General features: G+C 69.3%; 20 protein-coding genes. 10 read left to right on the top strand and 10 right to left on the bottom strand.

All coding sequences use genetic code 11. From position 1 onward, the window contains the following. Nucleotides 1–3 precede the first annotated feature (3 nt). From EJK15_RS04675 to hisC, 6 genes are all read left to right on the top strand, one after another. Entirely contained in the window at nt 4–1,674 is a 1,671-nt protein-coding gene (locus EJK15_RS04675) for a glycosyltransferase family 4 protein (RefSeq protein ID WP_138709096.1), read from the top strand. Between the two features lie 118 nt (nt 1,675–1,792). Further along, entirely contained in the window at nt 1,793–3,055 is a 1,263-nt protein-coding gene (locus tag EJK15_RS04670; RefSeq protein WP_138709095.1) for a nucleotide sugar dehydrogenase, read from the top strand. A gap of 19 nt (nt 3,056–3,074) precedes the next feature. Continuing rightward, nucleotides 3,075–4,163, top strand: coding sequence for a glycosyltransferase (locus tag EJK15_RS04665; protein ID WP_138709094.1), 1,089 nt, complete (start codon nt 3,075–3,077; stop codon nt 4,161–4,163). Nucleotides 4,164–4,196: 33 nt separating this feature from the next. Next, nucleotides 4,197–5,996, top strand: coding sequence for a DUF4434 domain-containing protein (locus tag EJK15_RS04660; protein ID WP_138709093.1), 1,800 nt, complete (start codon nt 4,197–4,199; stop codon nt 5,994–5,996). Nucleotides 5,997–6,040: 44 nt separating this feature from the next. Beyond that, entirely contained in the window at nt 6,041–6,706 is a 666-nt protein-coding gene (locus EJK15_RS04655) for an NUDIX hydrolase (protein WP_138709092.1), read from the top strand. Between the two features lie 237 nt (nt 6,707–6,943). Then, entirely contained in the window at nt 6,944–8,008 is a 1,065-nt protein-coding gene (gene hisC, locus EJK15_RS04650) for a histidinol-phosphate transaminase (RefSeq protein WP_171074115.1), read from the top strand. Here hisC and EJK15_RS04645 read toward each other — a convergent pair. The 5 genes from EJK15_RS04645 to purD all read right to left on the bottom strand — a co-directional run bounded on the left by EJK15_RS04645 (nt 7,998) and on the right by purD (nt 14,636). Continuing rightward, nucleotides 7,998–8,936, bottom strand: coding sequence for an EamA family transporter (locus tag EJK15_RS04645; RefSeq protein WP_171074114.1), 939 nt, complete (start codon nt 8,934–8,936; stop codon nt 7,998–8,000). The two genes, hisC and EJK15_RS04645, sit on opposite strands and share 11 nt — an antisense overlap. A gap of 818 nt (nt 8,937–9,754) precedes the next feature. Continuing rightward, nucleotides 9,755–11,044: a GTP cyclohydrolase IIa gene (locus EJK15_RS04640; RefSeq protein ID WP_103956886.1), complete on the bottom strand. Its 1,290-nt coding sequence runs from the start codon at nt 11,042–11,044 to the stop codon at nt 9,755–9,757. 201 nt (nt 11,045–11,245) lie between these two features. Continuing rightward, nucleotides 11,246–12,511, bottom strand: a complete 1,266-nt coding sequence (gene murA / locus EJK15_RS04635; protein ID WP_138709091.1) for a UDP-N-acetylglucosamine 1-carboxyvinyltransferase — start codon at nt 12,509–12,511, stop codon at nt 11,246–11,248. A gap of 77 nt (nt 12,512–12,588) precedes the next feature. Next, nucleotides 12,589–13,425 (bottom strand): phosphoribosylaminoimidazolesuccinocarboxamide synthase, encoded by an 837-nt coding sequence (locus EJK15_RS04630; RefSeq protein ID WP_138709090.1) that lies wholly within the window; start codon nt 13,423–13,425, stop codon nt 12,589–12,591. Next, nucleotides 13,422–14,636, bottom strand: a complete 1,215-nt coding sequence (gene purD, locus EJK15_RS04625; RefSeq protein ID WP_138709089.1) for a phosphoribosylamine--glycine ligase — start codon at nt 14,634–14,636, stop codon at nt 13,422–13,424. Before purD ends, EJK15_RS04630 begins: the two co-directional genes overlap by 4 nt. 358 nt (nt 14,637–14,994) lie before the next feature. Here purD and corA point away from each other — a divergent pair, with 358 nt between their 5' ends. After that, the gene (gene corA / locus EJK15_RS04620; protein WP_138709088.1) at nt 14,995–16,104 is read left to right on the top strand and encodes a magnesium/cobalt transporter CorA; all 1,110 of its coding nucleotides are present in this window, start codon (nt 14,995–14,997) and stop codon (nt 16,102–16,104) included. Between the two features lie 39 nt (nt 16,105–16,143). On the opposite strand, the gene EJK15_RS04615 is transcribed toward corA, so the two are convergent. Continuing rightward, entirely contained in the window at nt 16,144–17,049 is a 906-nt protein-coding gene (locus tag EJK15_RS04615) for a glycerophosphodiester phosphodiesterase family protein (protein WP_138709087.1), read from the bottom strand. A 109-nt stretch (nt 17,050–17,158) separates the two neighbouring features. Between EJK15_RS04615 and EJK15_RS04610 the strand changes: the two genes are divergently transcribed. Next, on the top strand, nt 17,159–17,812 hold the full coding sequence (locus EJK15_RS04610; RefSeq protein ID WP_240776769.1) for a GNAT family N-acetyltransferase: 654 nt from the start codon (nt 17,159–17,161) through the stop codon (nt 17,810–17,812). A 42-nt stretch (nt 17,813–17,854) separates the two neighbouring features. Here the strand turns inward: EJK15_RS04610 and EJK15_RS04605 are convergent, their stop codons facing one another. The 3 genes from EJK15_RS04605 to fbaA all read right to left on the bottom strand — a co-directional run bounded on the left by EJK15_RS04605 (nt 17,855) and on the right by fbaA (nt 20,712). After that, nucleotides 17,855–19,138, bottom strand: coding sequence for an adenylosuccinate synthase (locus tag EJK15_RS04605; protein WP_138709086.1), 1,284 nt, complete (start codon nt 19,136–19,138; stop codon nt 17,855–17,857). Nucleotides 19,139–19,244: 106 nt separating this feature from the next. After that, on the bottom strand, nt 19,245–19,655 hold the full coding sequence (locus EJK15_RS04600) for a DUF3151 domain-containing protein (protein ID WP_138709085.1): 411 nt from the start codon (nt 19,653–19,655) through the stop codon (nt 19,245–19,247). Between the two features lie 34 nt (nt 19,656–19,689). Further along, nucleotides 19,690–20,712, bottom strand: a complete 1,023-nt coding sequence (gene fbaA, locus EJK15_RS04595) for a class II fructose-bisphosphate aldolase (RefSeq protein WP_138709084.1) — start codon at nt 20,710–20,712, stop codon at nt 19,690–19,692. Nucleotides 20,713–20,842: 130 nt separating this feature from the next. Here fbaA and EJK15_RS04590 point away from each other — a divergent pair, with 130 nt between their 5' ends. Together EJK15_RS04590 and EJK15_RS04585 are read left to right on the top strand one after the other, a co-directional pair. Then, complete coding sequence (locus tag EJK15_RS04590) at nt 20,843–21,556, top strand: DedA family protein (protein ID WP_240776768.1); 714 nt, start codon at nt 20,843–20,845, stop codon at nt 21,554–21,556. Nucleotides 21,557–21,608: 52 nt separating this feature from the next. Next, nucleotides 21,609–22,049: a hypothetical protein gene (locus EJK15_RS04585; RefSeq protein ID WP_138709083.1), complete on the top strand. Its 441-nt coding sequence runs from the start codon at nt 21,609–21,611 to the stop codon at nt 22,047–22,049. Here EJK15_RS04585 and pyrE read toward each other — a convergent pair. Further along, nucleotides 22,046–22,579 carry an orotate phosphoribosyltransferase gene (gene pyrE, locus EJK15_RS04580; RefSeq protein ID WP_138709082.1) on the bottom strand — a complete coding sequence of 178 codons (534 nt, stop codon included), beginning with the start codon at nt 22,577–22,579 and terminating at the stop codon, nt 22,046–22,048. The two genes, EJK15_RS04585 and pyrE, sit on opposite strands and share 4 nt — an antisense overlap. Between the last annotated feature and the right edge of the window lie 53 nt (nt 22,580–22,632).

Here is a 22,632-nt window from a genome sequence, read left to right as displayed (position 1 = left end):
GGCGTGGCATCCGACGCCAGTCGTCAAGACTCCTCTAAGGTTTCCGCGAAGTCCGCCCGTGCCGGCGTCGGTGGACTTCTCAAGGGCTTCGTCCAGCACCCGATCATCGTCTCCCGCGTCGTCGCGACGAAGGTCAAATCCGACCCCGTCCGGGTGGCCCAGGCGGCCGCCGACGCGCTCCCGCCCCGGCTGCGTCCCGTCGTGGGCAAGTTCGCCTGGCCGGCCGCGCGCCGGGCCCGGCGCGCGGTGCGCAAGTTCGGCATGCGCGTGGTCAAGGCGCCGTGGAACGAGGCCAAGGCCCACTGGGACGCCGGCCGGGTCAGCGAGGCCGCCGCGGCGCTCGCGGCGCACACCAAATACCCGTTCGTCAAGCGCAGGGCCGCCTACTACCGGGGCGAGCTGGCCGCCATCAGCCCCGATCCGATCCCGCCCGCGCCCAAGATCGCCATCCTGAGCCGGGTCGAGAACCGGGTCCTGCACGTGGTCACGAACGCGCTGCCGTACACGCAGGCCGGATACACCGTCCGCACCCACCGCATCGTCACCTCCCAGAAGGCCGCCGGGATCGACCCGCACGTGGTCACGAGCTGGGGCTGGCCGATGCTGCAGGGGCACGCGGACGCCGCGCCGTTCGAGGAGATCGACGGAGTCCCGTACTACCGGCTGCTGCCGGACAGGCACGGCGAGATGCCGTTCGAGACGCAGGGGCGCATCATCAGGGGCGCCGAACGGGTCACCAAGCTCGTGACCGAGCTGCGGCCGCAGATCGTGCACGCCGCCACCGACCACCGCAACGGCTCGATCGCGCACGCGGTGCGCGACAGGACGGGCACGCCGTTCGTCTACGAGGTACGCGGCTTCCTTGAGGAGACCTGGGCCTCCCGCGACCCGATCCGGGTCGGCAGCCAGCGGCACCTGCTCCAGCGCGACCGCGAGGCGTTCCTGATGCGCGAGGCCGACGCGGTCGTCACGCTGGCCGAGACCATGGCCACCGAGATCGTCGAGCGCGGCGTGCCCAGGGAGAAGATCCACCTGGCACCCAACGCCGTGGACGACTCGCTGCTGACGGCGCACTACGACGGCGCCTCGTTCAGGGACGCGTACGGCATCGCGCCCGATGAGATCGTCGTCGGCTCGGTGTCCAGCATCGTGGCCTACGAGGGGTTCGCCACCCTGCTGCGCGCCGCCGCGGTGCTGCGCGACGAGGGCACACCGGTGCGGGTGCTCATCGTGGGCGACGGCACCGAGCGCGAGAACCTCCTCGAACTGGTCGGCGAGCTGGGCCTGAGCGACGCCGTCCTGCCCGGCCGGGTCGGCCCCGACGAGGCGCTGCAGGCGCAGGACGCCATCGACATCTTCGCCTGCCCCCGCGAGGACCTGCGGGTGTGCCGACTCGTTACGCCATTGAAACCCGTCGAGGCGATGGCGCTCGGAAAGCCTGTCGTGCTCAGCGATCTGCCCGCCCTGTCGGAGCTGGTCGGCTCCGACGGCGCCGGGCTGCTGGTGCCGCCGGGCGATCCCGAGTCGCTCGCCAAGGCGCTCGCCGCGCTCCGGGAGGACCCGGCCAGGCGCGCCGAGATGGGCGAGGCGGGCCGGGCGGAAGTGGCCGCGAAGCGCACCTGGAGCCGCGTGGCCGAGACTTATCAAGCTCTATACCGGTCACTTGCCGAATGATGACCTTCATGTTGCCTGCCACTTGTGAGCGTTTCGCTCGCATTAGGCGTGAGCTAGGTGGACTTGAGATAACCTTTGCGACCATGAAGTGTTGTTTCCGGCTCCCAAAGGCGCGGCTGTGACAGAAATCGACTTGGCTGTCATCGGCCTGGGCTACGTCGGCATGCCGCTCGCCAAAGAGGCGGTGGCCGCCGGCCTGCGAGTCGTGGGCGTGGACGTCGACGCTGCCAAGGTCGACGCGCTCAGCGCCGGGAAGTCGTACATCGACGACCTGACCGACGCGGATCTCGAGCACATGCTGGCCAACGGGTTCACCGCCACGCTGGACGAGGCCGTGCTGGCCCGGAGCAACACGATCGTCATCTGCGTGCCCACGCCGCTGGACGAGGACCACCGCCCGGACCTGTCCGCCGTGGAGGGCGCGACCAAGACCGTCGCGCGCAACCTGAGCAAGGGCACGCTCGTCGTGCTCGAGTCCACCACCTGGCCCGGCACCACCGACGAGGTGGCCAGGCCGCTGCTGGAGAGCTCGGGGCTGGTCGCCGGCGAGGACTTCCACCTGGCCTTCTCGCCCGAGCGCATCGACCCGGGCAACCCCAAGTTCGGCCTGCGCAACACGCCCAAGGTCGTGGGCGGCTACACGCCGGCCTGCCGGGACCGGGCGACCGCGTTCTACGGGCAGTTCATCGAGCAGGTGGTGCCGGTCTCCGGCACCCGCGAGGCCGAGATGGCCAAGCTGCTGGAGAACACCTACCGGCACGTCAACATCGCCCTCGTCAACGAGATGGCGATCTTCTGCGACGAGCTCGGCATCGACCTGTGGGAGTCGATCGAGGCCGCGGCGACCAAGCCCTTCGGCTTCCAGAAGTTCCTGCCCGGACCGGGCGTCGGCGGGCACTGCATCCCGGTCGACCCGTCGTACCTGTCGTACACCGTGCGCAAGCTCGGCTACCCGTTCAGGTTCGTGGAGCTGGCGCAGGAGATCAACGAGCGGATGCCGTCCTACGTGGTGGCCCGCGTCCAGCGACTGCTGAACCGGTATAAGAAGCCGGTGAACGGCGCAAGAGTCGTTATGCTCGGCGTCACCTACAAACCGGATATCGCCGACGAGCGGGAAACCCCGGCGCTCCCGGTGGCGCGTGCGCTGCTGGAGCTGGGGGCCGACCTCTCGTTCGTGGACCCGTACGTCAAGGAGTGGTCGGTAGACGGCACGCAGGTGCCGCGTGAAGAGGATCTGGCCGAGGCCGTGGTCAACGCCGACGTGACGCTGCTTCTGCAGCAGCATGCCGCGTTCGACCTCGACATGGTCGAGGCGAAGGCCAGGCTCGTGCTCGACACCCGCGGCGTGCTCGCCGAGGGTGAACGCGTCGAGCGGCTGTAGCGACGGAGGGCTGCGCGCAGTGCACGTGCTCGTCATGACGGTGGTGCATAACCCCGAGGATGCTCGGATCCTGCATCGGCAGATCCGGGCTATCGTGGATGCCGGTCATGAGGTCACGTATGCCGCCGCCTTCACCGCCTTCGGCGTCGTCCCCCGACCCTGGGTCACCGGGGTCGATCTGCCCAGGGCCGCGCAGCGCCAGCGCTTCTCGGCGACCTGGGCCGCGCGGCGGGTGTTCAAGCGCATGCGCGACAAGGTCGACCTCGTCTTAATCCACGACCCCGAGCTGCTGTTCGCGGTGTGGGGCGTGCGCAACCGGCCGCCCGTGGTGTGGGACGTGCACGAGGACACGCCGGCCACGCTCTCGCTCAAGCCCTGGCTGCCCTCGCTGCTGCGGCCCCCCGTGCGCTTCCTGGCCCGCATGCTGGAAGGCACCGCCGAGCGTCACCTGCACCTGATGCTGGCCGAGACGGCCTACGCGGGCAGGTTCAAGCACGCCCACCCGATCGTGCCGAACGAGACCTGGGTGCCCGACTCCGTGACGCCGCCGGGCGACGACCGCGTGGTCTATCTCGGCTGGCTGTCCAAGGCCCGGGGCGTGGCCGAGGCCGTCGAGGTGGCCAAGCTGCTGCAGCCGTACCGGGTGGCCGTGGAGCTGATCGGGTACGCCGACCCGCAGAGCCGCCCCGTGCTCAACCAGGCCGTCACCGAGGGCCTGCTGGAGTGGCGCGACTTCATGCCCAACGACGAGGCGCTCAAGCGGCTCGACGGGGCGCTGGCCGGGCTGTCGCTGCTGCACGACGAGCCGAACTACCGGCACTCGATGCCCACGAAGATCGTCGAGTACATGGCGCACGGCATCCCCGTCATCACCACCCCGTCGCCACGGGCCGTGGAGCTCGTCGAGCGCTACGACAGCGGCGTCGTGGTGCCCTGGGAGGACCCCAAGGCGGTCGCACAGGCCGTGCTGACGCTCCGGGACGACGTACGCGAGCGGCGGGCGCAGGGCGCGCGCGGCTACGCGGCGGCCCGCGCCAACCACCACTGGCCCAACTCGGCCAAGCGGTTCGTCGCCCAGCTGGAGTCCTGGGCCGGGGTCAAGCGATAACCGGAAATCTTCGAGGGCGGTAGGTTCCTGAACGTGCGCTGGCTCTTCCTGATCGTGGGCGTAGCCATCGTGGCCGTGGTCGCCGCCGTGGTCACGGTCCTGCCGTCCGCGGACGACAGGCCGACCGCCACGGCCAGCCCGACGGCGTCGGCCAAACCGTCGCAGACCGAGCCGACGCCGCAGGTGACCGAGTTCACCGACTCCTGCGGAACGTTCGAGACCAAGGAGAAGGCCCCCTACGCCGTCACCGGCTACTGGATCATGCCCAAGTCGAACCCCTGCACGTGGCGGACCCAGCTGAAGGAGATCCACGACGTCGGCGGCGACACGATCATCAGGATCGGGTACGGCCTGCAGTTCCGCACCGTCTCCGGCAGCGGCGAGATCCTGACCAGGAACGGTGAGCTCGACTCGACCTACAAGGCGTGCGAGGAGGACGGGCTGACCTGCCACGACGCCGCCGAGCGCGATCTCAAGCAGGCCAACCCGGGCAACAAGATCGGCCGCACGTACGTCTACAGAACCGACGAGTCGTTCGGCCCCGACCTGTTCCGCTGCCCCCAGATGGAGCGCAGCATCAAGGCGGGCAACCGCACCTACTTCCGGCTCATCACCCAGCCCGACGGCTCGGACGACGCCACCTGCGACTTCTCCCGCAAGGGCGCCTCCTACGACCTGATCCTGGTGGCCGGCTCCAACAAGGACAGCCTGACCGAGCTGCTCAAGCTGGGCGACCAGTTCGGCATCCAGATCTTCCCCTCGCTGCCGCTGGCCCCGCGCGACCCCGGCACCCCGACCAGGGCCTACAAGCACCACATCGGCATCCTCACCACGCTGACCCGGCGCATCCTGCAGGACTACGGCACCCGCTTCGCCGACCGCGACGCTCTGGGCGGCCTCTACCAGCCGTTCGAGGTCCAGATGTCGGCCACCCTGGCCTCGAACCCGACGCTGGAGGTGTACGCCGACCAGCACACGATCGTCGAGCAGGTCCTGCCCGGCAAACCCATCTTGATCAGCCCGTACATGGACGCCCGCAAGCGGGTGGGCTTCGGGCAGACGCCCGAGCAGGTGGCCGAGGCGTTCAAGGCCCTGGCGGGGACGGGGGTCGGCATCATCGCGCCGCAGGACAGCCGGGGCACCGGCAAGGTCGGCCTGTTCTGGCCCGACGAGCGCGACACCGAGGTGGACGAGCGGCTGCGGCCGGTGGTCGGGGAGTCCACGTACGGGACCGCGTACCACGGGTCCACGCGCGACTACTACCGCGAGATGTCGATCGCCCGCGAGGAGATGCTGAAGGCCGGCCACCAGGTGCAGCTGTGGGCCAACGTGGAGGCGTTCGAGCCGTCGGGCAAGGAGCCGTGCGCCCCGCAGGGCACGCGCGGCAAGACCGACAAGAAGCGCATGGACCAGGCCGTCACGATGGCCGGACGTTACGTGCAGAAGGTCGTCTCCTACATGTGGAGCGACTTCATGACCTGCGGCCGGCCCTCGCTCGAGAAGGAGATCACCTCGGACTGGCAGCGGCCGATCGCGGTGGACGCCATCCGGCGCGGCCGCGACATCCAGGACGGGCTGGAGGTCCGCGGCTACAACCTCAAGGACAGCACGGTCACCGTCGAGTGGTCCGGCGGGACGACGGACATGGCGGTGTCCGCGGTGGGCTGGCTGGACGAGGACCCGCTGGAGGAGGAGCTGCCGGAGGGGATGTCCACGGCCTGGGTGCCGTTCGACTGGGCCCAGGTGCCGGCCGGTGAGTGGGTCAAGATCACCGTCAAGGCGCCGTCCGGCCAGGCCACCACGGAGCCACTGCACGTCCGCATCGCGACGTAGCGGCGGTTCGCCGCTCACACGAAACTGCGTGTAACGTGCGGTCCATGGTCCCGAGCGTCCCGGTCAGCGTCGACCTGGTCGTCCTCACCGTCCGTAACCACGCGCTGAGCGCACTGGTGTGGCGCCGCGACAACCCGCCGTTCCTGCGCCGCTGGTCGCTGCCGGGCGGCTTCATCCAGCTCGACGAGGACCTCCCGGCCGCAGCCCACCGCATCCTCTCCGAACGGGCCGGCCTCCCGGGCGCGCCGGTGCACCTGGAGCAGCTCCAGACCTACGGCTATCCGGACCGCGACCCCCGCCAACGCGTCCTGAGCGTCGCCTACCTCGGGCTGGCCCCGGACCTGCCGGCCTCGGAGAAGGCCCACATGAGCTGGCAGTCGGTGGACTCCCTCACGGTCATGGCCTTCGACCACCGCCGCATCATGCTCGACGGGGTGGAGCGGGCCCGCGCGAAACTGGAGTACACGTCGCTGGGGGCGGCCTTCTGCCCGCCGGAGTTCACGGTGGCGGACCTGCGCCGCGTCTACGAGATCGTCTGGGGCCGCTCCCTGGACCCCAGGAACTTCCATCGCAAGGTCACCAAGGCGGAGGGTTTCCTGGTGGAGACGGGCGCCACCACGACGAGAGACGGCGGCCGTCCGGCCAAGCTCTACCGCCGCGGCCCCGCCGAGCTCCTCCACCCGCCGATGCTCCGCAGCCTCAAGGAGTAGCCGGGCCCCGTTTCGAGCACGGCGCGGGGCGATCCCCATCCTTGAGTGCACCTGGGCCAGGCCGCGGGGACTGCGGGCAGGGGCGGCGACGTGATCCCCTCGGGCTCGTCCTGGGGGCGATTTCGGTCACGGTCCTGCCCACGGACAAGGGCTTCGTGACCGGTGGATGCCAGGAATGGGCAGGCCCGAGCTCGGACGGGTGATGCCCCACCTCGCCGCGCCTTCTAAGGTAAGGCCATGCCTCGTTTCCGCCAGATCCTCGACACCATGGCCCCCTACAAGCCGGGCAAGGCCGTCGCGGCCCCCGACGGGAGGTCGTACAAGCTCTCGTCCAACGAATCCCCCTACGACCCGCTGCCTTCGGTGGTCGAGGCGATCGCAGAGGGGGCGCGCCACATCAACCGCTATCCCGACCCCGGGGCGATCAAGCTGACCGAGGCCATCGCCGAGCGGCACGGCGTGCCGTTCGGCCACGTCGCGCTCGGTCCGGGCTCCGTCACGGTGGCGCAGGAGCTGCTGGAGGCGGTGGGGGAGCCGGGGTCCGAGGTCGTGTACGCGTGGCGGTCGTTCGAGGCCTACCCGCTCCTCGCCGACCTGGCCGGGGTGACGTCCGTGCGGGTGCCCCTGGCGGGCGAGGACCACGACCTTGACACCATGGCGGAGGCGATCAACGACCGCACCCGCCTGGTCTTCTTGTGCAACCCGAACAACCCGACGGGGACGGCGATCCGGCGCCGCGCGCTGGAGGCGTTCCTCGACCGGGTGCCCGAGGACGTGCTGGTGGTGCTGGACGAGGCCTACCACGAGTACGTACGCGACGACGACGTCCCCGACGGCCTCTCCCTCTACCGCGACCGGCCGAACCTCTGCGTCACGCGCACGTTCTCGAAGGCCTACGGGCTGGCCGGCCTGCGGGTCGGATACATGATCGCGCAGGAGCCGGTGGCCGCCGCCGTGCGCAAGACGATCGTCCCGTTCGCCGTCAACCACCTCGCCCAGGTGGCGGCCATCGCCTCGCTGCAGGCCGAGGACGAGCTGCTGGAGCGGGTCGAGCGGGTGGTCAAGGAGCGCACCCGCGTCCGCGAGGCGCTCATCGGGCAGGGGTGGACGGTGCCGCCCACCGAGGCCAACTTCGTCTGGCTGCGGCTCGGCGAGCGCACCCTCGACTTCGCCGCCGCCTGCGCCGAGGAGGGGGTGGCGGTGCGGCCGTTCGCCGGTGAGGGCGCCCGCGTGTCCATCGGCGATCCCGAGGCGAACGACGCGTTCCTCGCCGCCGCCAAGGCGTTCTCCGCTAGACCCTGACTTTCTCGGGGACGGGTGTCCTGGCTTTGGAGCGTCGCTCGGTGGACACCACCAGGGCGACGCCCACCAGGATCACCGCGCCGCCGGCCACGATCTGGGCCGTCACGTGTTCGTTCACCACGAGCACGCCGAGGATCACGGCCACGACCGGGTTGACGTACGCGTACGTCGAGACGAGGGAGATCGGCGCGTTGCCGAGCAGCCAGGTGTAGGCGGTGAAGCCCACGAGCGACCCCACCAGGATCAGGTACGCCAGCGCCGCCCACGAACGCCCCGAGATCGCCGCGACGTCGAACCGCTCGCCCAGCGACGCGCCGGCCACCGCCAGCCCCGCGCCGCCTACGAGCATCTCGACCGTGCTGGCCGCCCACACGTTGGACGGCATCGGGATCCGCCCCGACAGGAACGAGCCGATCGACCACGACAGCGAGGCCACCAGGATCACCACGATCCCCCCCGTGCTGGCCGACGCCCCGCCGCCGTTGAGCGACAGCGCCGCGACCCCGCCGAACCCGACCAGCACGCCCGCCAGCGTCAGCACCGCGGGACGGTCCCTGGCCGCGATCCTGAACACCACCAGCCACAGCGGCACCGAGGCCACGAGCAACGCCGCCAGGCCGCTGGAGATGTGCTGCTCGGCCACCGCGACCATGCCGTTCCCGCCGGTCAGGAGCAGCAGCCCGACCAGCGCGGCCCCGCCGAACTGGGGCAGCGACATCCGGAACGCCGCAGTGCCCTTCTTGATCAGCAGGAAGCCGCCGAGCAGCAGCGCGGCAGTGACGAACCGCAGGGCGCCGCTGAGCATGGGCGGCATGGTCTCGATGGCGATCCTGATGCCGAGGTAGGTGGAGCCCCACACCACGTAGACGATCGCCAAGGCGCCCCAGACCAGAAGGGGAGCACGGCCGTCAGGGGTGTTTGCACGCATGGCTCATGACCATACCGGGCGCCCCCGACAAAACACCCGCGGGTATCGGACTCTGGACTATGGCCTCCCCACGCAACGAGATCAACGCGCTCACGGCCCCGATAAGGGGAACTGCGTGCGGGCGCTGACAACCTGTCCGGTCATGCCCGCCAGCGCTCCCAGAACGCTCACAGCGCCGCACAGCACGCTTGTCATCGACGCGGGCCGACGCAACAGCCGGGGCTTCTCGCAAGAGGTCGCTGAATCGGCGGCGGGTGTCCCGATATCCGGAACGTCGAGCCGCAACGAAGCGACCAATCAACCGAAACAGGCCGAGACCCATACCACCACGACCCCCACATCACCACGAGTCACCCGAAACGGTGTAAACCACGCTCGACTCGGTGCGGAGTCAGGTGTCAGAAAAAGTTGGTGCCCCCGTCCGAATCCTGTCGATCGGGGGCGTCCGTGAACATACCCGCATCTACGCGGGTCAACCAATAAGTTCACAAGAGTCAATGCGCAAGTTCGCAAACCTGACATCGCACGTCAACGTTAGGGCTTTCCGCAGGTCACGGGTAACCCCGTAAACGGCCCACGGGGCGCCGTAGCGGCGCCCCGCCCTGTGCGGGTCAGAGGCCGTCTCCCTGGAGGCGCCCAGCCCTGTGCGGTGGGTGGCGTCTCGTTGGCTTGCCGTACGAGAAGGAGGGGTTTGACTGCGGGCCAGGGGCCCGCCGCCCACAGAAGGGGGAAGGAGGCGGCGGACCCACGCGAAGTGAGCAGCGCATGCGGAGAGGCCCGGTGCGGGGAGAAGCCGCCGCATGGCAGCGAGCTTCTCCCTATCGCGGACCGAGTTTCTCCACGATGAGCCGGTACAACTGGCGCGGACGACCCGGCTGGGGTGTGCGGTTCGGCGGAAGCGGCCACGCGAGTCCCTCGTCAACCAGCGTGCGCAGCAATCTCCGAGCCGTACGAGGCGTGACCCCGAGCATCTTGCCCGCGCCCTCCGCGTCGACCACCGTGTCTCCGCCTTCGAGCTTGGCCGCCAGCCTGGCCAGCACCTCCACCCCCTTCGGTTTCAGTGCGGTGGACCCGGTGGGCGGCATCCGCGGGGCCGGGATGAGCGCCCGCCCCTCGCGGTCCACCGCGAACCCCTGGGCCTGCTTGCCGGCCTGCGTCCGCGCGAGCGCGGCCCGCGCGTGCGACTCCGCGTCGTGGGTCGTGCGCCCCATTCCCACGCCGACCTCGACCGCAAGTCCCAGCTCGTCCCTGATCCTGGCCGCGAACGGCAACACCCTGAACCCGTCCGTGGCCGCCGCGATCGAGCCCCTGGTCGCGGTGACCAGGTAGCTGTGATCGTCGATCGGCCAGACGGTGGCGTTGATCCGGTTCGCCTCCTGGACCAGGAGCCGGTGCAGCGACAACCGCAGCTCGTCGCGCCAGTAGCGGGGCGCGGCGCGGCGCACAGGCTCGCGCAGCGTCGGCACCTCCACCAGCACTACGGTGAGCTGCGACTCCTCCAGCCGGTGGTGCGCCCCGAGCAGCGCCGCGGTGTGCAGCGCCGTGCGGACCGCCGCGGAGGTCGGCCGGATCCTGATGACCGGTACGCCCGCCGCGTGCAGCCGTTCGGCCACCGCGGGCAGGCACGTTAGCGCTCCCGTGGTCGCGCCCTGCCGCGCCAGGCGTTCGTGGTAGGCCGCGATCGTGCCGGTGGCGCCCGGCTCGTCGCGGCTGTGCACGTCTGTGGCGGGGATGCCGAGGTCGGTGTACGCCTCCTCGACATCGGCCCTGCTGACCACGTCGATGCTGACCCTCTGTGGGTCCATGCGGGTGTCGAGCGCGGCCTTGGCCAGCGCCGCCACCAGTGCTGCTCCGCCGAGTTGGACGTACGTCGCGGGCATCGTCAGCACACCGGAACGCCTGGCCAGGTCATAAGGGACCGGGCTGGCGAACAGGCATGCGTCGACACCGGGACCGAGCCGCGTCACCTTGTCGGGCGCCTCTTGCTCGTCGCGGTAGGCGGCCGCCACCAGGCGACACGGCAGCGGCGCCGCGGCATGACCCATCAACATGACCCGCTCCACCAAATCGTGTGGTCCGACCACGCCGATGGTGAGGTCCGGTGTCATAGCGCCCGGGCGTGACACTCGGGGAGTTTCTTCGGCCCTCTCGACCAATGTTCGTCCCATCCTGCCGTCCGTTGCAGTGCTCTCTTTTGGAACGATCGCTCGCGGGGGCCGTAATGTCACGCCCGACTTTTCCGGAAAGTCGTTCAGGTTGACCGCCCGACAAGATGTCTTAGCAGCTCAACGAGGTTTTTCTGATGCTTTTTAGTGTTCAGAAATCTCTCGTGTAATGTCCGCGCCAAGCGCACGCATTCGCGCCGCAAGATGTGCGTGGCCGCGATCGATCAGGTATCCGGAGTCGATCAGCGTCTCACCCTCGGCCGCGAGCCCGGCGAGCACCAGGGCGATCCCCGAACGCAGATCGTGCGCCGTCACCCGGGTCCCGGTCAGCGGTGTCCGGCCGCGCACTACGGCCCGGCTGTCCTCGACTTCCACGTTAGCGCCCATCTTGTTGAGCTCCCCGGCCAGGGCGAACCGGCCGTCGAAGATGCGCTCGTGGATGTAGCTGGTGCCGTCGGCCAGCGCCGCGACGGTCATCATCGGCGACTGCAGGTCCGTGGCGAAGCCCGGGTAGGTGTCGGTGATGATGTTGATCGGCCGCAGCGGCCGGTCGCAGCGCACGTGCAGCACCGCGCCCTCCCGCGCGAAGTCGACGCCCATCTGCTCCAGCTTGTAGCGCACGACGCCCAGGTCGAGACCGGTGCCCACCAGGCTGAGCTCGCCCCCGGTGATCGCCGCAGCCATCGCGAACACGCCCGCGTCGAGCCGGTCGGGCATCACCGTGTGCTCGACGGCACGCAGCTCCTCCACGCCCTCCACGGTGATGAACCCGGTGCCGCCGCCGCTGATGCGCGCGCCCATTTTGGTGAGCATGTCGATGACGTCGAGCACCTCGGGCTCCAGCGCCGCGTTCTCGATCACGGTCGTGCCCTTGGCCAGGGCGGCGGCCATGATGAGGTTCTCGGTGCCGGTGTGGGACGGGGTGTCGAGGTAGAGGGTGGCGCCGGTCAGCCCGGACGCCTTGACGTGGATGACGGTCTCACCCTCGTCCACGATCGCGCCCAGCCTCTTGTAGCCGAGGTAGTGGAAGTCGAGATTGCGGCTGCCGAGATTGCAGCCGCCGACCCCCTCCACGATCGCCTCGCCCAACCGGTGCAGCAGCGCGGGGGTGAACAGGACGGAGCCGCGGAAGCGCCGCGCGATCTCGGCCGGCAGCACCGCGCTGGTCAGCCTGGAGGCGTCGATGACCAAGGTGCGCTCCGACTCGTGCAGCTCGACGTACGCGCCCACGGTCTCGGCCAGTTCGACGGCGCGGCGGACGTCCTCGATGATCGGCACGTTGCGCAGGACGGTGCGGCCCTTCGCGGCGAGCAGAGCCGCACCGATCATGGGTAGCACGGCGTTCTTCGCGCCCTGGATGAACGCGGTTCCACGCAGTGCGTTGCCACCGCGCACGCGGTAACGGACCATTTCGTGCGGCTCCTTGGAATCAACGTGAGGCTTGATCGGGCCAACAGTAGTCGCTAACACCACATGTCCCAGCCGAATCATCCGCCAAACGGAGCCTCCGTGACGCGCTCATACGCTTCTAGGTATCGCTGCCTGGTGCGCTCTACCACGTGGTCGGGGAGCCTCGGTGGGGGGTTTCCGGAGGCTTTGTCCCATCCTGATTCGGGCGATAGGAGCCAATCACGTACATATTGCTTGTCGAAAGAAGGTTGTGCCCGGCCCGGTCGCCATTCGTCGGCCGGCCAGAACCGCGACGAGTCCGGCGTCAGCACCTCATCGCCCAGCGTCAGCATGCCGTCGGCGTCCCAGCCCAGCTCGATCTTGGTGTCGGCCAGGATGATGCCGCGCTCGAGGGCGATCTCCGCGCCGCGCGTGTAGACGGCCAGCGTGATCCGCCGCAGCTCCTCGGCCGTCTCCGCGCCGACCTCGGCCGCGACCTGCTCGTACGAGATCGGCTCGTCGTGCTGCCCCGCGGGCGCCTTGGTGGACGGCGTGAAGATCGGCTCCGGCAGCCGGGACCCGTCCTCCAGCCCGTCGGGGAGGCGTACCCCGGAGACTGTGCCGTCGCTCCGGTACTCGCCCAGCCCGCCGCCCGCCAGGTAGCCCCGCGCCACGCACTCGACCGGCACCATCCGCAGCGGCCGGCAGAGCACGCTGCGCGCGTCGTCGCCCCGTGCCACGACATGGTTGGGCACGACGTCCTTGAGCTGGTCGAACCACCACAGCGACATCTGCGTGAGGATGGCCCCCTTGTCAGGGATGTCGGGCTCGAGGACGTAGTCGAAGGCCGAGAGCCGGTCGGAGGCGACCATCAGCAGTAGGCCGTCGTCGGTCTCGTAGAGGTCGCGTACCTTGCCGGAGTGCACGTGCTTCATCGCGCGATGTCCGTCCTGTAATGCGAGCCGCGCAGCGTGATCTGCTCGACCAGGTGATAGGCGTTGTGGCGGGCGGTCTCCTGGTCGGGCCCGTTGCCCACCACGTTCAGCACCCGGCCGCCGTTGGAGACGACGTCGTCGCCGGCGCGCTTGGTGCCGGCGTGGAGCACGTACGCGTGCTCGGTCTCCTGCAGCCCTGTGATCACGTCGCCCTTGACCGGCGTGTCCGGGTAGTTCTCCGCCGCGATCACCACGGTCACGGCCGAGCCGTTCTTGAACACCGGGTCGAGCCCCAGCTCGCCGGTCGCGCACGCCATCAGCAGCCCGCCCAGCGGCGTCTCGAGCCGGTCCAGGATCACCTGCGTCTCCGGGTCGCCGAAGCGGGCGTTGAACTCGACCACCTTCGGCCCCTTCGCGGTCAGGGCCAGCCCCACGTAGAGCACCCCCTGGTACGGCAGCCCGCGCCGCGACAGCTCGGCCATCGTCGGGTGCACGACCTCCCGCATGACCTGGTCGGTCAGCCCCTCGGGCGCCCAAAGGAGCGGCGTATAGGCCCCCATGCCGCCGGTGTTGGGCCCCTCGCCGCCGTCGTAGGCCCGCTTGAAGTCCTGTGCGGGCTGCAGCGGCACGGCGGTGCTCCCGTCGCACAACGCGAACAGCGACACCTCGGGGCCGTCGAGATACTCCTCGATCACCATCCGCTCGCAGGCCCGCGCGTGCGCGAGCGCCTGCTCCCGATCCTCGGTGACCACGACGCCCTTGCCCGCGGCCAGGCCGTCGGCCTTGACCACGTATGGGGCCCCGAACTCGTCGAGCGCCGCCGCGGCCTCCTCCTCGGTGACGCAGGCCCTGGCCCGCGCGGTCGGCACGTCGGCCGCCGTCATGATCTCCTTGGCGAACGCCTTGGAGCCCTCGATCATGGCGGCCTCGCTGGAGGGCCCGAAGCAGGCGATGCCCGCCTCGCGCACGGCGTCGGCCGCGCCGGCCACGAGCGGCGCCTCCGGCCCCACCACCACGAGATCGACACGGAGCCGCGAGGCCAGCTCGGCCACCTGCCCGGGGTCGAGGGGATCGACGGGATGGACGGTCGCGACCTCCTCGATGCCCGGGTTGCCAGGGGCACAGTGGAGCTCGGTGACCTGGGGGTCGAGTTTGAGAGAACGGCACAGGGCGTGCTCACGCCCTCCGGAACCAATGACTAGAACGCGCACACGTTCCATTGTCGCAGCTCCGCCACCAGGTGCAGGCTCCGGTCTCCAGGACACCAAATGCCGGAATAGGCAGCAATCTTTGTCGAGTTCTACCTGATCGGTGAACCGTCTGCCAGGTATCGTCGGATAGGTTCACCCGCCTGTGGTAGGTTGAGGCGGCTTTGCGGTGTCTCTTGCGATTGGAGGTGGTCCGGGATGAATCCTGGTGATCCCAGCAGTACGTGCTTCCACACGTACAGCCGGTGTACCCCCGACCACTCCAATCCGGCAGCCTGATCGTGCCTCCACGCATGTGTGTTGATTGAGGTGACTTTTCGTCGCGCGTGGAGCGTGCCAGGTCGGGCGGAAAGGGACTGCCATGCGCTCGTCCACGCTTTTCCGTCGTATCAACCGTCACCACGTACAGCCACGCACCACGCGCCAGCTCACCCAGCCGGTGCGTGAGGTCTGCGTGCCCCCTGGCGACTCCATCGTCGAGTTCGGCGCCTACGTGCAGGGCAAGAAGGTCTCGGCCACGGGCATCGTCGAGGCGCTCGGCCTCGTACGCGAGCACAACCAGAGCGCCGAGGGCGCCAAGGCGTTCGTCTGGGTGGGCCTGCATGAGCCGGGGGCCCCCGAGGTGGAGTGGCTCTCCGAGGTGTTCGGCCTGCACCCGCTGGCCGTCGAGGACGCCGTCAAGGCGCACCAGCGCCCCAAGGTCGAGCGGTACGGCGACTCGCTGTTCATGGTGCTCAAGACCATCGCGTACCTCGACCACGACGAGCTGACCGACAACAGCGAGATCATCGCCACCGGCGAGATCATGGTCTTCCTCGGCGTGGATTTCGTGGTGACGGTGCGGCACGGCGAGCACTGCCCGCTCACCGTGGTCCGCGACCGCCTTGAGGACAAGCCCAAGCTGATGAACCGCGGGCCGGCGGGCGTGCTGCACGCCATCTCCGACCACGTCGTCGACCAGTACCTGCAGGTCGCCGATCTCATGCAGCTGGAGCTCGAAGAGGTCGAGGCGACCGTGTTCGCCGACGTCAGCTCCCGCGACATCAACCGGATCTACCAGCTCAAGCGGGAGATGCTGGAGATGAAGCGGGCCATCACCCCGCTCCGGGCCCCGCTGTCCGCGTTGCCCCAGCGCCGCATGATCCCGTCGGAGATGCGCGACTACTTCCGCGACGTCGGCGACCACCTGTCCCGGGTGTGTGAGCAGGTGGAGTCCTCGAACGAGCTGTGCAGCTCGATCCTGCAGGCCGCCTTGGCCCGCTCGAACGCGCTGGCCAACGAGGACATGCGCAAGATCTCCTCATGGGTGGCCATCCTGGCCGTGCCCACGATGATCGCCGGCGTCTACGGCATGAACTTCGACTTCATGCCGGAGACCAAGCAGGTCTGGGGCTACCCGGCGGTGCTGGCCGTCATGATCACCGCCTGCGTGCTCCTGCACCGCGGCTTCCGCCGCAACGGCTGGCTGTAGGGGGCGCTCGGTGTCTGACGGGCTTGACCGCGAGCGGGCTCAGACGCCGACGGGCTTGAGCGGGCCGACCGGATCGGGCAACTCGAGCCCGCGCTCCCGCCACAGGTCCCGCATACGATCGGGATAGTCGGTCACCACCCCGCTGACCCCGAGATCCAGCAACCTTCCGGCCAACCCGGCCTCGTTGACCGTCCAGACCGCCACGTCGAGCCCCGCCGCGGCCGCCTGCGCCATCAGCGCCTCGTCCACCATCACGTGTTCGGGGGAGAGCGTGGTGGCCCCGGCCGCACGGGCGGCGGCGGGAATGTCGTCGCCCAAGTCGTCGTGCCAGTGCAGGGTGTCCAGCTCGATCAGCGCGAACCGGCGCGTGCCCGGCGCGATCTCGGCGGCGTGCCGGATGATCCGCCAGTCGAAGCTCAGGATGGCCACGTTGCCGAGCCTGCCGTGCCGGTCGAGCTCGTCGACGACGAGCTCGGTGAACATCTCCGGGTCGGGGGTCAGCTCGGGTCTGGTGGGATCGGACTTCAGCTCGACGTGCAGCCGTACGCCCTCCGCCTCGTACGCGTTCACCAGCCCCAGCACCGCGCCGAGCGTCGGCATCCTGGTCTCCGGCATGGCGACCTGGGTCAGCGCGAAGGGGTCGTCGAGATGCCGCGGCAGCCGCACGCCCACGTCGAGCATGCGCAGCTGCGCCAGCGTGAGGGCGTTGATCGGCTTGCCGACGTACGGATAGAGCGGATCACCCACGTGGAGCGGCCGCCTGTCGGCGCTGGTCACCGCCGACACCTTGAGGTCGTGCGTGAGCACGAGACGCCGATCGGCGGTGAGCGCGACGTCGAACTCGAGCGCGTGAACGCCGAGCTCCATCGTGCGGCTCATACCCGGCAGGGTGTTCTCCGGCCAGAGGCCCCGAGCACCCCGGTGACCATGAATCTCAACGCGCACAACCCGGACCCTACCTGCCTCGAGGCATGACTAGGCAGTGCCACGCCGTGTCCTTTTTATCCTGCAACGCCCGGTCGTGTGGTGACGGCGGGACAATAGGCTGTTCTGTATGACGGAGGTTCTCAAAGTGGCCTATTTCCCAACAGTCCGGGCATGGGTCGAGGGCTGGGTCATCTCCCGCAACGCCCCCGAACCCGTACGCGAACCGTGGGGCCTGCGCGTGGACGTGGGCCTGCCAGGACACGTGGCCCGCCACATCGTGGCCGCCCCGACCCCAGGGATCCTCCGCCACCTGACCACGACGCTCACCACCCCGGGCACCTGGCTCAAGCTCTGCGCCCCGGCCGAGGCCGTCGCCCCGCTGCTGCCTCCGGCGTGGGCACTCAAGGACGCCGAGCACATGATGACCGTCCCCTTGACCCGCGTCGCGCCCCCGCAGGCGCCCCCCGGCTACACCCTGGCCGTCACCACCAGGGCCGGGGTCACGGCGGCCCGCCTGCTGACAGCGGCCGGCGAGATCGCGGCCCGCGGCCAGTTCGCCGTGGCCGGTTCCACGGCCGTGGTGGACCAGGTGGAGACCGCGGCCAACCACCGCCGCCGCGGCCTCGGCACCGTCATCATGCGCACCCTGACGGCGAGCGCCGCGTCGCTGGGCGCGCGGAGCGGGGTGCTGGTGGCGACCGCCGAGGGTCAGGCGCTCTACCAGACGCTCGGCTGGACCCTTCACACGCCTGTGACGGCAGCCGTAGTGATCGGCTTTTGAGAGGTGCGGGTGGGGATGGGATCTCCATCCCCACGGTTTGCGCTAGACGAGCGAGCGCACCACCACGGTCTGGTCGCGGCCGGGCCCGACGCCGATGGCGGAGATCGGGGCCCCGCTCATCTCCTCCAGTGTCCGCACGTACGCCTGCGCGTTCGGCGGCAGGTCATCGAAGGACTTGGCGCTGGTGATGTCCTCCCGCCACCCCGGGAGCTCCTCGTAGATCGGCGTCGCGTGGTGGAAGTCGGTCTGCGTCATCGGGATCTCGTCGTGCCGCACACCGTCCACGTCGTACGCCACGCACACCGGGATCCGCTCCAGCCCCGACAGCACGTCGAGCTTGGTGAGGAAGTAGTCGGTGATCCCGTTGACCCGGGTCGCGTACCGGGCGATCACCGCGTCGAACCACCCGCAGCGGCGGTTGCGGCCGGTGGTGACGCCGTATTCGCCGCCGGTCGTGCGCAGCCAGTCGCCCATCTCGTCGGTCAGCTCCGTCGGGAACGGCCCGGAGCCGACCCGCGTGGTGTACGCCTTCAGGATGCCGATGATCTTGGTGAGGCGGTTCGGCGGGATGCCGGCCCCGGCGCACGCGCCGCCCGACGTGGGGGACGACGACGTGACGAACGGGTACGTGCCGTGGTCGATGTCGAGCAGGGTCCCCTGCCCGCCCTCCAGCAGCACGAACTTGCCGTCGTCAAGCGCCTTGGACAGCACCAGCGAGGTGTCGGCGATGTGCGGCTTGAGCCGCTCGGCGTAGGCGAGGTACTCCTCCAGCACCGCCTCCGGCTCGATGCGGCGCCGGTTGTAGACCTTGGTCAGCACCTGGTTCTTCTCGGTCAGCGCGACCTCGATCTTCTTGGCCAGGATGCCGGGGTCGAGCAGGTCCTGCACCCGCACGCCCATACGGGCGATCTTGTCCCCGTACGCGGGCCCGATCCCGCGCCCCGTCGTGCCGATCCTGGCCTTGCCGAGGTAGCGCTCGGTGACCTTGTCGAGCGCCTTGTGGTGCGGCATGATCAGGTGCGCGTTGGAGGAGATCAGCAGCCGGTCGGCGGTGATGCCCCGCGCCGCCAGGCCGTCGATCTCGCTCAGCAGCACGCCCGGGTCGATGACCACACCGTTGCCGATCACGGGCACCACGTCGGGTGACAGGATCCCCGTGGGCAGTAGGTGCAGCGCGTATTTCTGGTCGCCGATGACGACGGTGTGTCCCGCGTTGTTACCACCTTGATAGCGGACGACGTAGTCGACGTCGCCACCGAGCAAGTCAGTGGCCTTGCCCTTGCCCTCATCGCCCCACTGGGCACCAACGAGAACGGCAGCCGGCATGGTTCAGTCTCCCGTGCACAAAACGAAACCCCTGGCGCAAGCGCGTCAGGGGCTCTTGCGTAGAGAGACTACCCGAGTATGCCCATTCGTCCCAAGAGGCCGGCGGCTAACCCTTCGTCAGCGCCTCGTAACCGGTCTCCGTGCTGTCCTTCAGGAACTGCGCGCACCGCTCGGCCTCGTCCTTCTCCCCGATCGCCTGGGCGGCTCTCGACAACGAGTACAGACAGCGCAGGAACCCGCGATTGGGCTCGTGCTCCCACGGAATGGGCCCGTGGCCCTTCCAGCCGCTGCGGCGGAGCTGGTCGAGCCCGCGGTGATAGCCCGTACGCGCGAAGGCGTAGGAGGTGACGGCATGCCCCTGTGCGAAGTACTCCTCCGCCAGCGCGGCCCACGCCGCCGGATAGGCGGGGAAGCGAGCGGCCACGTCGGAGGCCTTGGCACCGGATTCCAGCGCCTCCCTGGCTTCGGGCAGGTCCGGCATGTGAGTCGGGGGCGGCCCGGCGAGAAGGTTATCCATAGGACAAGTCATACCCGCCAGGCCGCCGAAGTGGCTACGAAATCTTCGTCCCGGCACACTTGAGGCTTTCGCACGCCTCGGTCACCCGGGCCGCCATCCCGGCCTCGGCGGCCTTGCCGTAAGCACGCGGGTCGTAGGCCTTCTTGCTGCCCACGTCGCCGTCCACCTTGAGCACGCCGTCGTAGTTGCGGAACATGTGGTCGGCGATCGGGCGGGTGAAGGCGTACTGGGTGTCGGTGTCGACGTTCATCTTGACGACGCCGTACGAGATCGCCTCGTGGATCTCTTCGAGCAGCGAGCCGGAGCCGCCGTGGAAGACCAGGTCGAACGGCTTCTCCTTGCCGTATTTGGCGCCGACCGCGTCCTGGATCTCCTTCAGCACGCTCGGCCGCAGCTTGACGTGCCCCGGCTTGTAGACGCCGTGCACGTTGCCGAACGTGGCGGCCAGCATGTAGCGGCCCTGGTCGCCGACGCCCACGGCCTCGGCGGTGGCCAGCGCGTCCTCGGCGGTCGTGTAGAGCTTCTCGTTGATCTCGCCGACGACGCCGTCCTCCTCGCCGCCGACGACGCCGATCTCCATCTCCATGATGATCCGCGCCCGCGCGCACTTGTCGAGGAGCTCCTTGGCGATCTCCAGGTTCTCGTCGAGCAGTACGGCGGAGCCGTCCCACATGTGCGACTGGAAGAGCGGGTCCAGGCCCTTCGAGACCCGCTCCAGCGAGATGTCGACCAACGGCCGCATGAAACCGTCGAGCTTGTCCTTGGGGCAGTGGTCGGTGTGCAATGCCACCGTGACGGGGTATTTCGCGGCCACGACCCGGGCATACTCGGCGAGTGCCGTCGCGCCCGTGACCATGTCCTTGATGGTCGCGCCGGACAGGAACTCGGCGCCGCCCGTGGAGACCTGAACGATGCCGTCGCTCTCCGCCTCGGCGAAGCCGCGGAGGGCGGCGTGCAACGTCTGCGATGAGGTCACGTTGATCGCCGGGTAGGCGAATCCGCCGGCCTTGGCCCGGTCGAGCATCTCCGCGTAGACCTCTGGAGTCGCAATAGGCATGATTCATCTCCCTGAGAAGGTACGGCTTCGCGCCAGGCCCCCAGTATTCCGGCTCACTACCCGGTGTGGTAGAGACAACGCGTGGCCGATGGTCACGTCCCGCGTGCCCGCTCCCAGGTAGGCTCTCGGCGTGGACTGGCTTTTGAATCTCCTCGACCCGACATGGTGGCTTACGATCCTTGGCGCTTTCGCCACGATCGGCGTGCTGGCCATCATCTTCGCCGAAACGGGTCTGCTGCTCGGGTTCTTCCTGCCCGGTGACTCGCTGCTGGTGGCCGCGGGGATTTTCAGCTCGGCGTCGGTGGCCATGGGAATGGGCATCGAGCCCCTCTCCCTTCCGGTCCTACTGATCGGCACCCCGGTGTGCGCGGTCGCGGGCGCCCAGCTGGGTCATTTCCTGGGCGCGAGATTCGGCCGCAAACTCTTCGACAAACCGGATTCGCGGCTGTTCAAGAGGGAGCACGTGCTCCGGGCCGAGGAGTTCTTCGAGAAGTTCGGCCCGGCCAAGGCGGTGATTCTGGCAAGGTTCGTGCCGATCGTGCGCACGTTCATGAATCCGGTGGCGGGCGTGCTGGAGATGCCGCCCAAGCGGTTCTTCATGTGGAACGTCATCGGCGGCGTCGTCTGGACCGAGGGCCTGATCCTGGTCGGCCACTTTCTCGGTGGGCAGGTCGACCCCAAGCAGATCGACAAGTACATCCTGCCGGGCGTCTTCCTCATCGTCCTCATCTCGATGATCCCGATCTTCGTCGAGGTCATCAAGAACCGCCGGAAGGCCAAGAGCCTCCCCTCGCCCAACGGCAAGCACCACCGCGTGCCGTCGAGCACGGACAGTCAGCACTGAGGTCGTACGCGACTCTCGGAAGAGCGGCCTGCCTCCGGGTACGCTGCCCCCTGTGGGACGCCACAGGTCCGATCCGATGGGCCTCGCCCGCCTGGCGCTCGCCGTCCTGGCGGTCGGGGCCGTGCTGACACTGCTGGTCATCGGCGGTCGCGCGCTGCTCGGCTCGATCGGCACGCCGACACAGGCCGAGCCCGGGCGCGCCTCCACCCTCGCCTCCACGGGCCCCGCCACGGAAGAGGCCAGTGCCCAGGTGCCGACCGTGCGCATCGAGTGCCTGGCCGAGACCTGCCCGACCGTCACGGTACGGGTGCCGGGCGGCGACGTGCTCCAGCACCGCGAGATGAGCAAGGGCGAGGAGGTCAGCTACTTCGAGCCCGAGCTGGACGTGGTGCTCAGCGACGCGGGCACGGTCCGCGTCACCGAGAACGGCAAGCCCCGCGAGCAGGGCGAGCCGGGCGCGCGGAAGGCGTTCACCGTCCGCGCCCCAGGCTAGAGCCCGAGGTCCCGCAAGGTGAAGGCGGTGCGGTATTCGAGCCCCTCGCCGATGATCCGCTCGCTCCCGCCCCGGTCCACGATCGTGGCCACGCCCACCACCTCGGCGCCCGCCTCCCGCAGCGCCTCGACGGCGGTCAGCGGCGAGGCGCCGGTCGTGGAGGTGTCCTCGACCGCGAGCACCCGCCGCCCCTTCACCTCGGGACCCTCGATCCTGCGCTGCATGCCGTGCTGCTTCTGCGCCTTGCGCACCACGAACGCGTCCAGCGTGCGGCCGCGCGCCGCCGCCGCGTGCAGCATCGCGGCCGCCACGGGGTCGGCCCCCAGCGTGAGCCCGCCCACCGCGTCGTAGTCCAGGTCCTCGGTCACGTCGAGCATCACTCTGCCGACGAGGGGCGCGGCCACGCCGTCGAGCGTGATCCGGCGCAGGTCGAGATAGTAGTCCGCCTCCAGCCCCGAGGAGAGGATGACCTTGCCGTGCACGACGGCCTTCTTCTTGATCTCGGCCAGCAGGTTGTCGCGATCTGTCATGCGTCCAAGCTTAGGGTCCTGATCAGGGCGAGGTCGTGGCCCCTCGGACACGG

Origin of the sequence: Nonomuraea basaltis, assembly GCF_005893125.1 — a bacterium.
Classification (GTDB): Bacteria; Actinomycetota; Actinomycetes; order Streptosporangiales; family Streptosporangiaceae; genus Nonomuraea; species Nonomuraea basaltis.
This window is presented reverse-complemented; position numbering and strand designations above follow the sequence as displayed.

Coding starts and splice junctions, on each gene's coding strand:
- EJK15_RS04605 (WP_138709086.1), bottom strand. CDS start 19,138: ATGCCGGCTGCCGTTCTCGTTGGTGCCCAGTGGGGCGATGAGGGCAAG.
- EJK15_RS04655 (WP_138709092.1), top strand. CDS start 6,041: ATGGTCCCGAGCGTCCCGGTCAGCGTCGACCTGGTCGTCCTCACCGTC.
- murA (WP_138709091.1), bottom strand. CDS start 12,511: ATGGTCCGTTACCGCGTGCGCGGTGGCAACGCACTGCGTGGAACCGCG.
- EJK15_RS04600 (WP_138709085.1), bottom strand. CDS start 19,655: ATGGATAACCTTCTCGCCGGGCCGCCCCCGACTCACATGCCGGACCTG.
- EJK15_RS04640 (WP_103956886.1), bottom strand. CDS start 11,044: ATGACACCGGACCTCACCATCGGCGTGGTCGGACCACACGATTTGGTG.
- pyrE (WP_138709082.1), bottom strand. CDS start 22,579: ATGACAGATCGCGACAACCTGCTGGCCGAGATCAAGAAGAAGGCCGTC.
- corA (WP_138709088.1), top strand. CDS start 14,995: ATGCGCTCGTCCACGCTTTTCCGTCGTATCAACCGTCACCACGTACAG.
- fbaA (WP_138709084.1), bottom strand. CDS start 20,712: ATGCCTATTGCGACTCCAGAGGTCTACGCGGAGATGCTCGACCGGGCC.
- EJK15_RS04645 (WP_171074114.1), bottom strand. CDS start 8,936: ATGCGTGCAAACACCCCTGACGGCCGTGCTCCCCTTCTGGTCTGGGGC.
- hisC (WP_171074115.1), top strand. CDS start 6,944: ATGCCTCGTTTCCGCCAGATCCTCGACACCATGGCCCCCTACAAGCCG.
- EJK15_RS04630 (WP_138709090.1), bottom strand. CDS start 13,425: ATGAAGCACGTGCACTCCGGCAAGGTACGCGACCTCTACGAGACCGAC.
- EJK15_RS04610 (WP_240776769.1), top strand. CDS start 17,159: ATGACGGAGGTTCTCAAAGTGGCCTATTTCCCAACAGTCCGGGCATGG.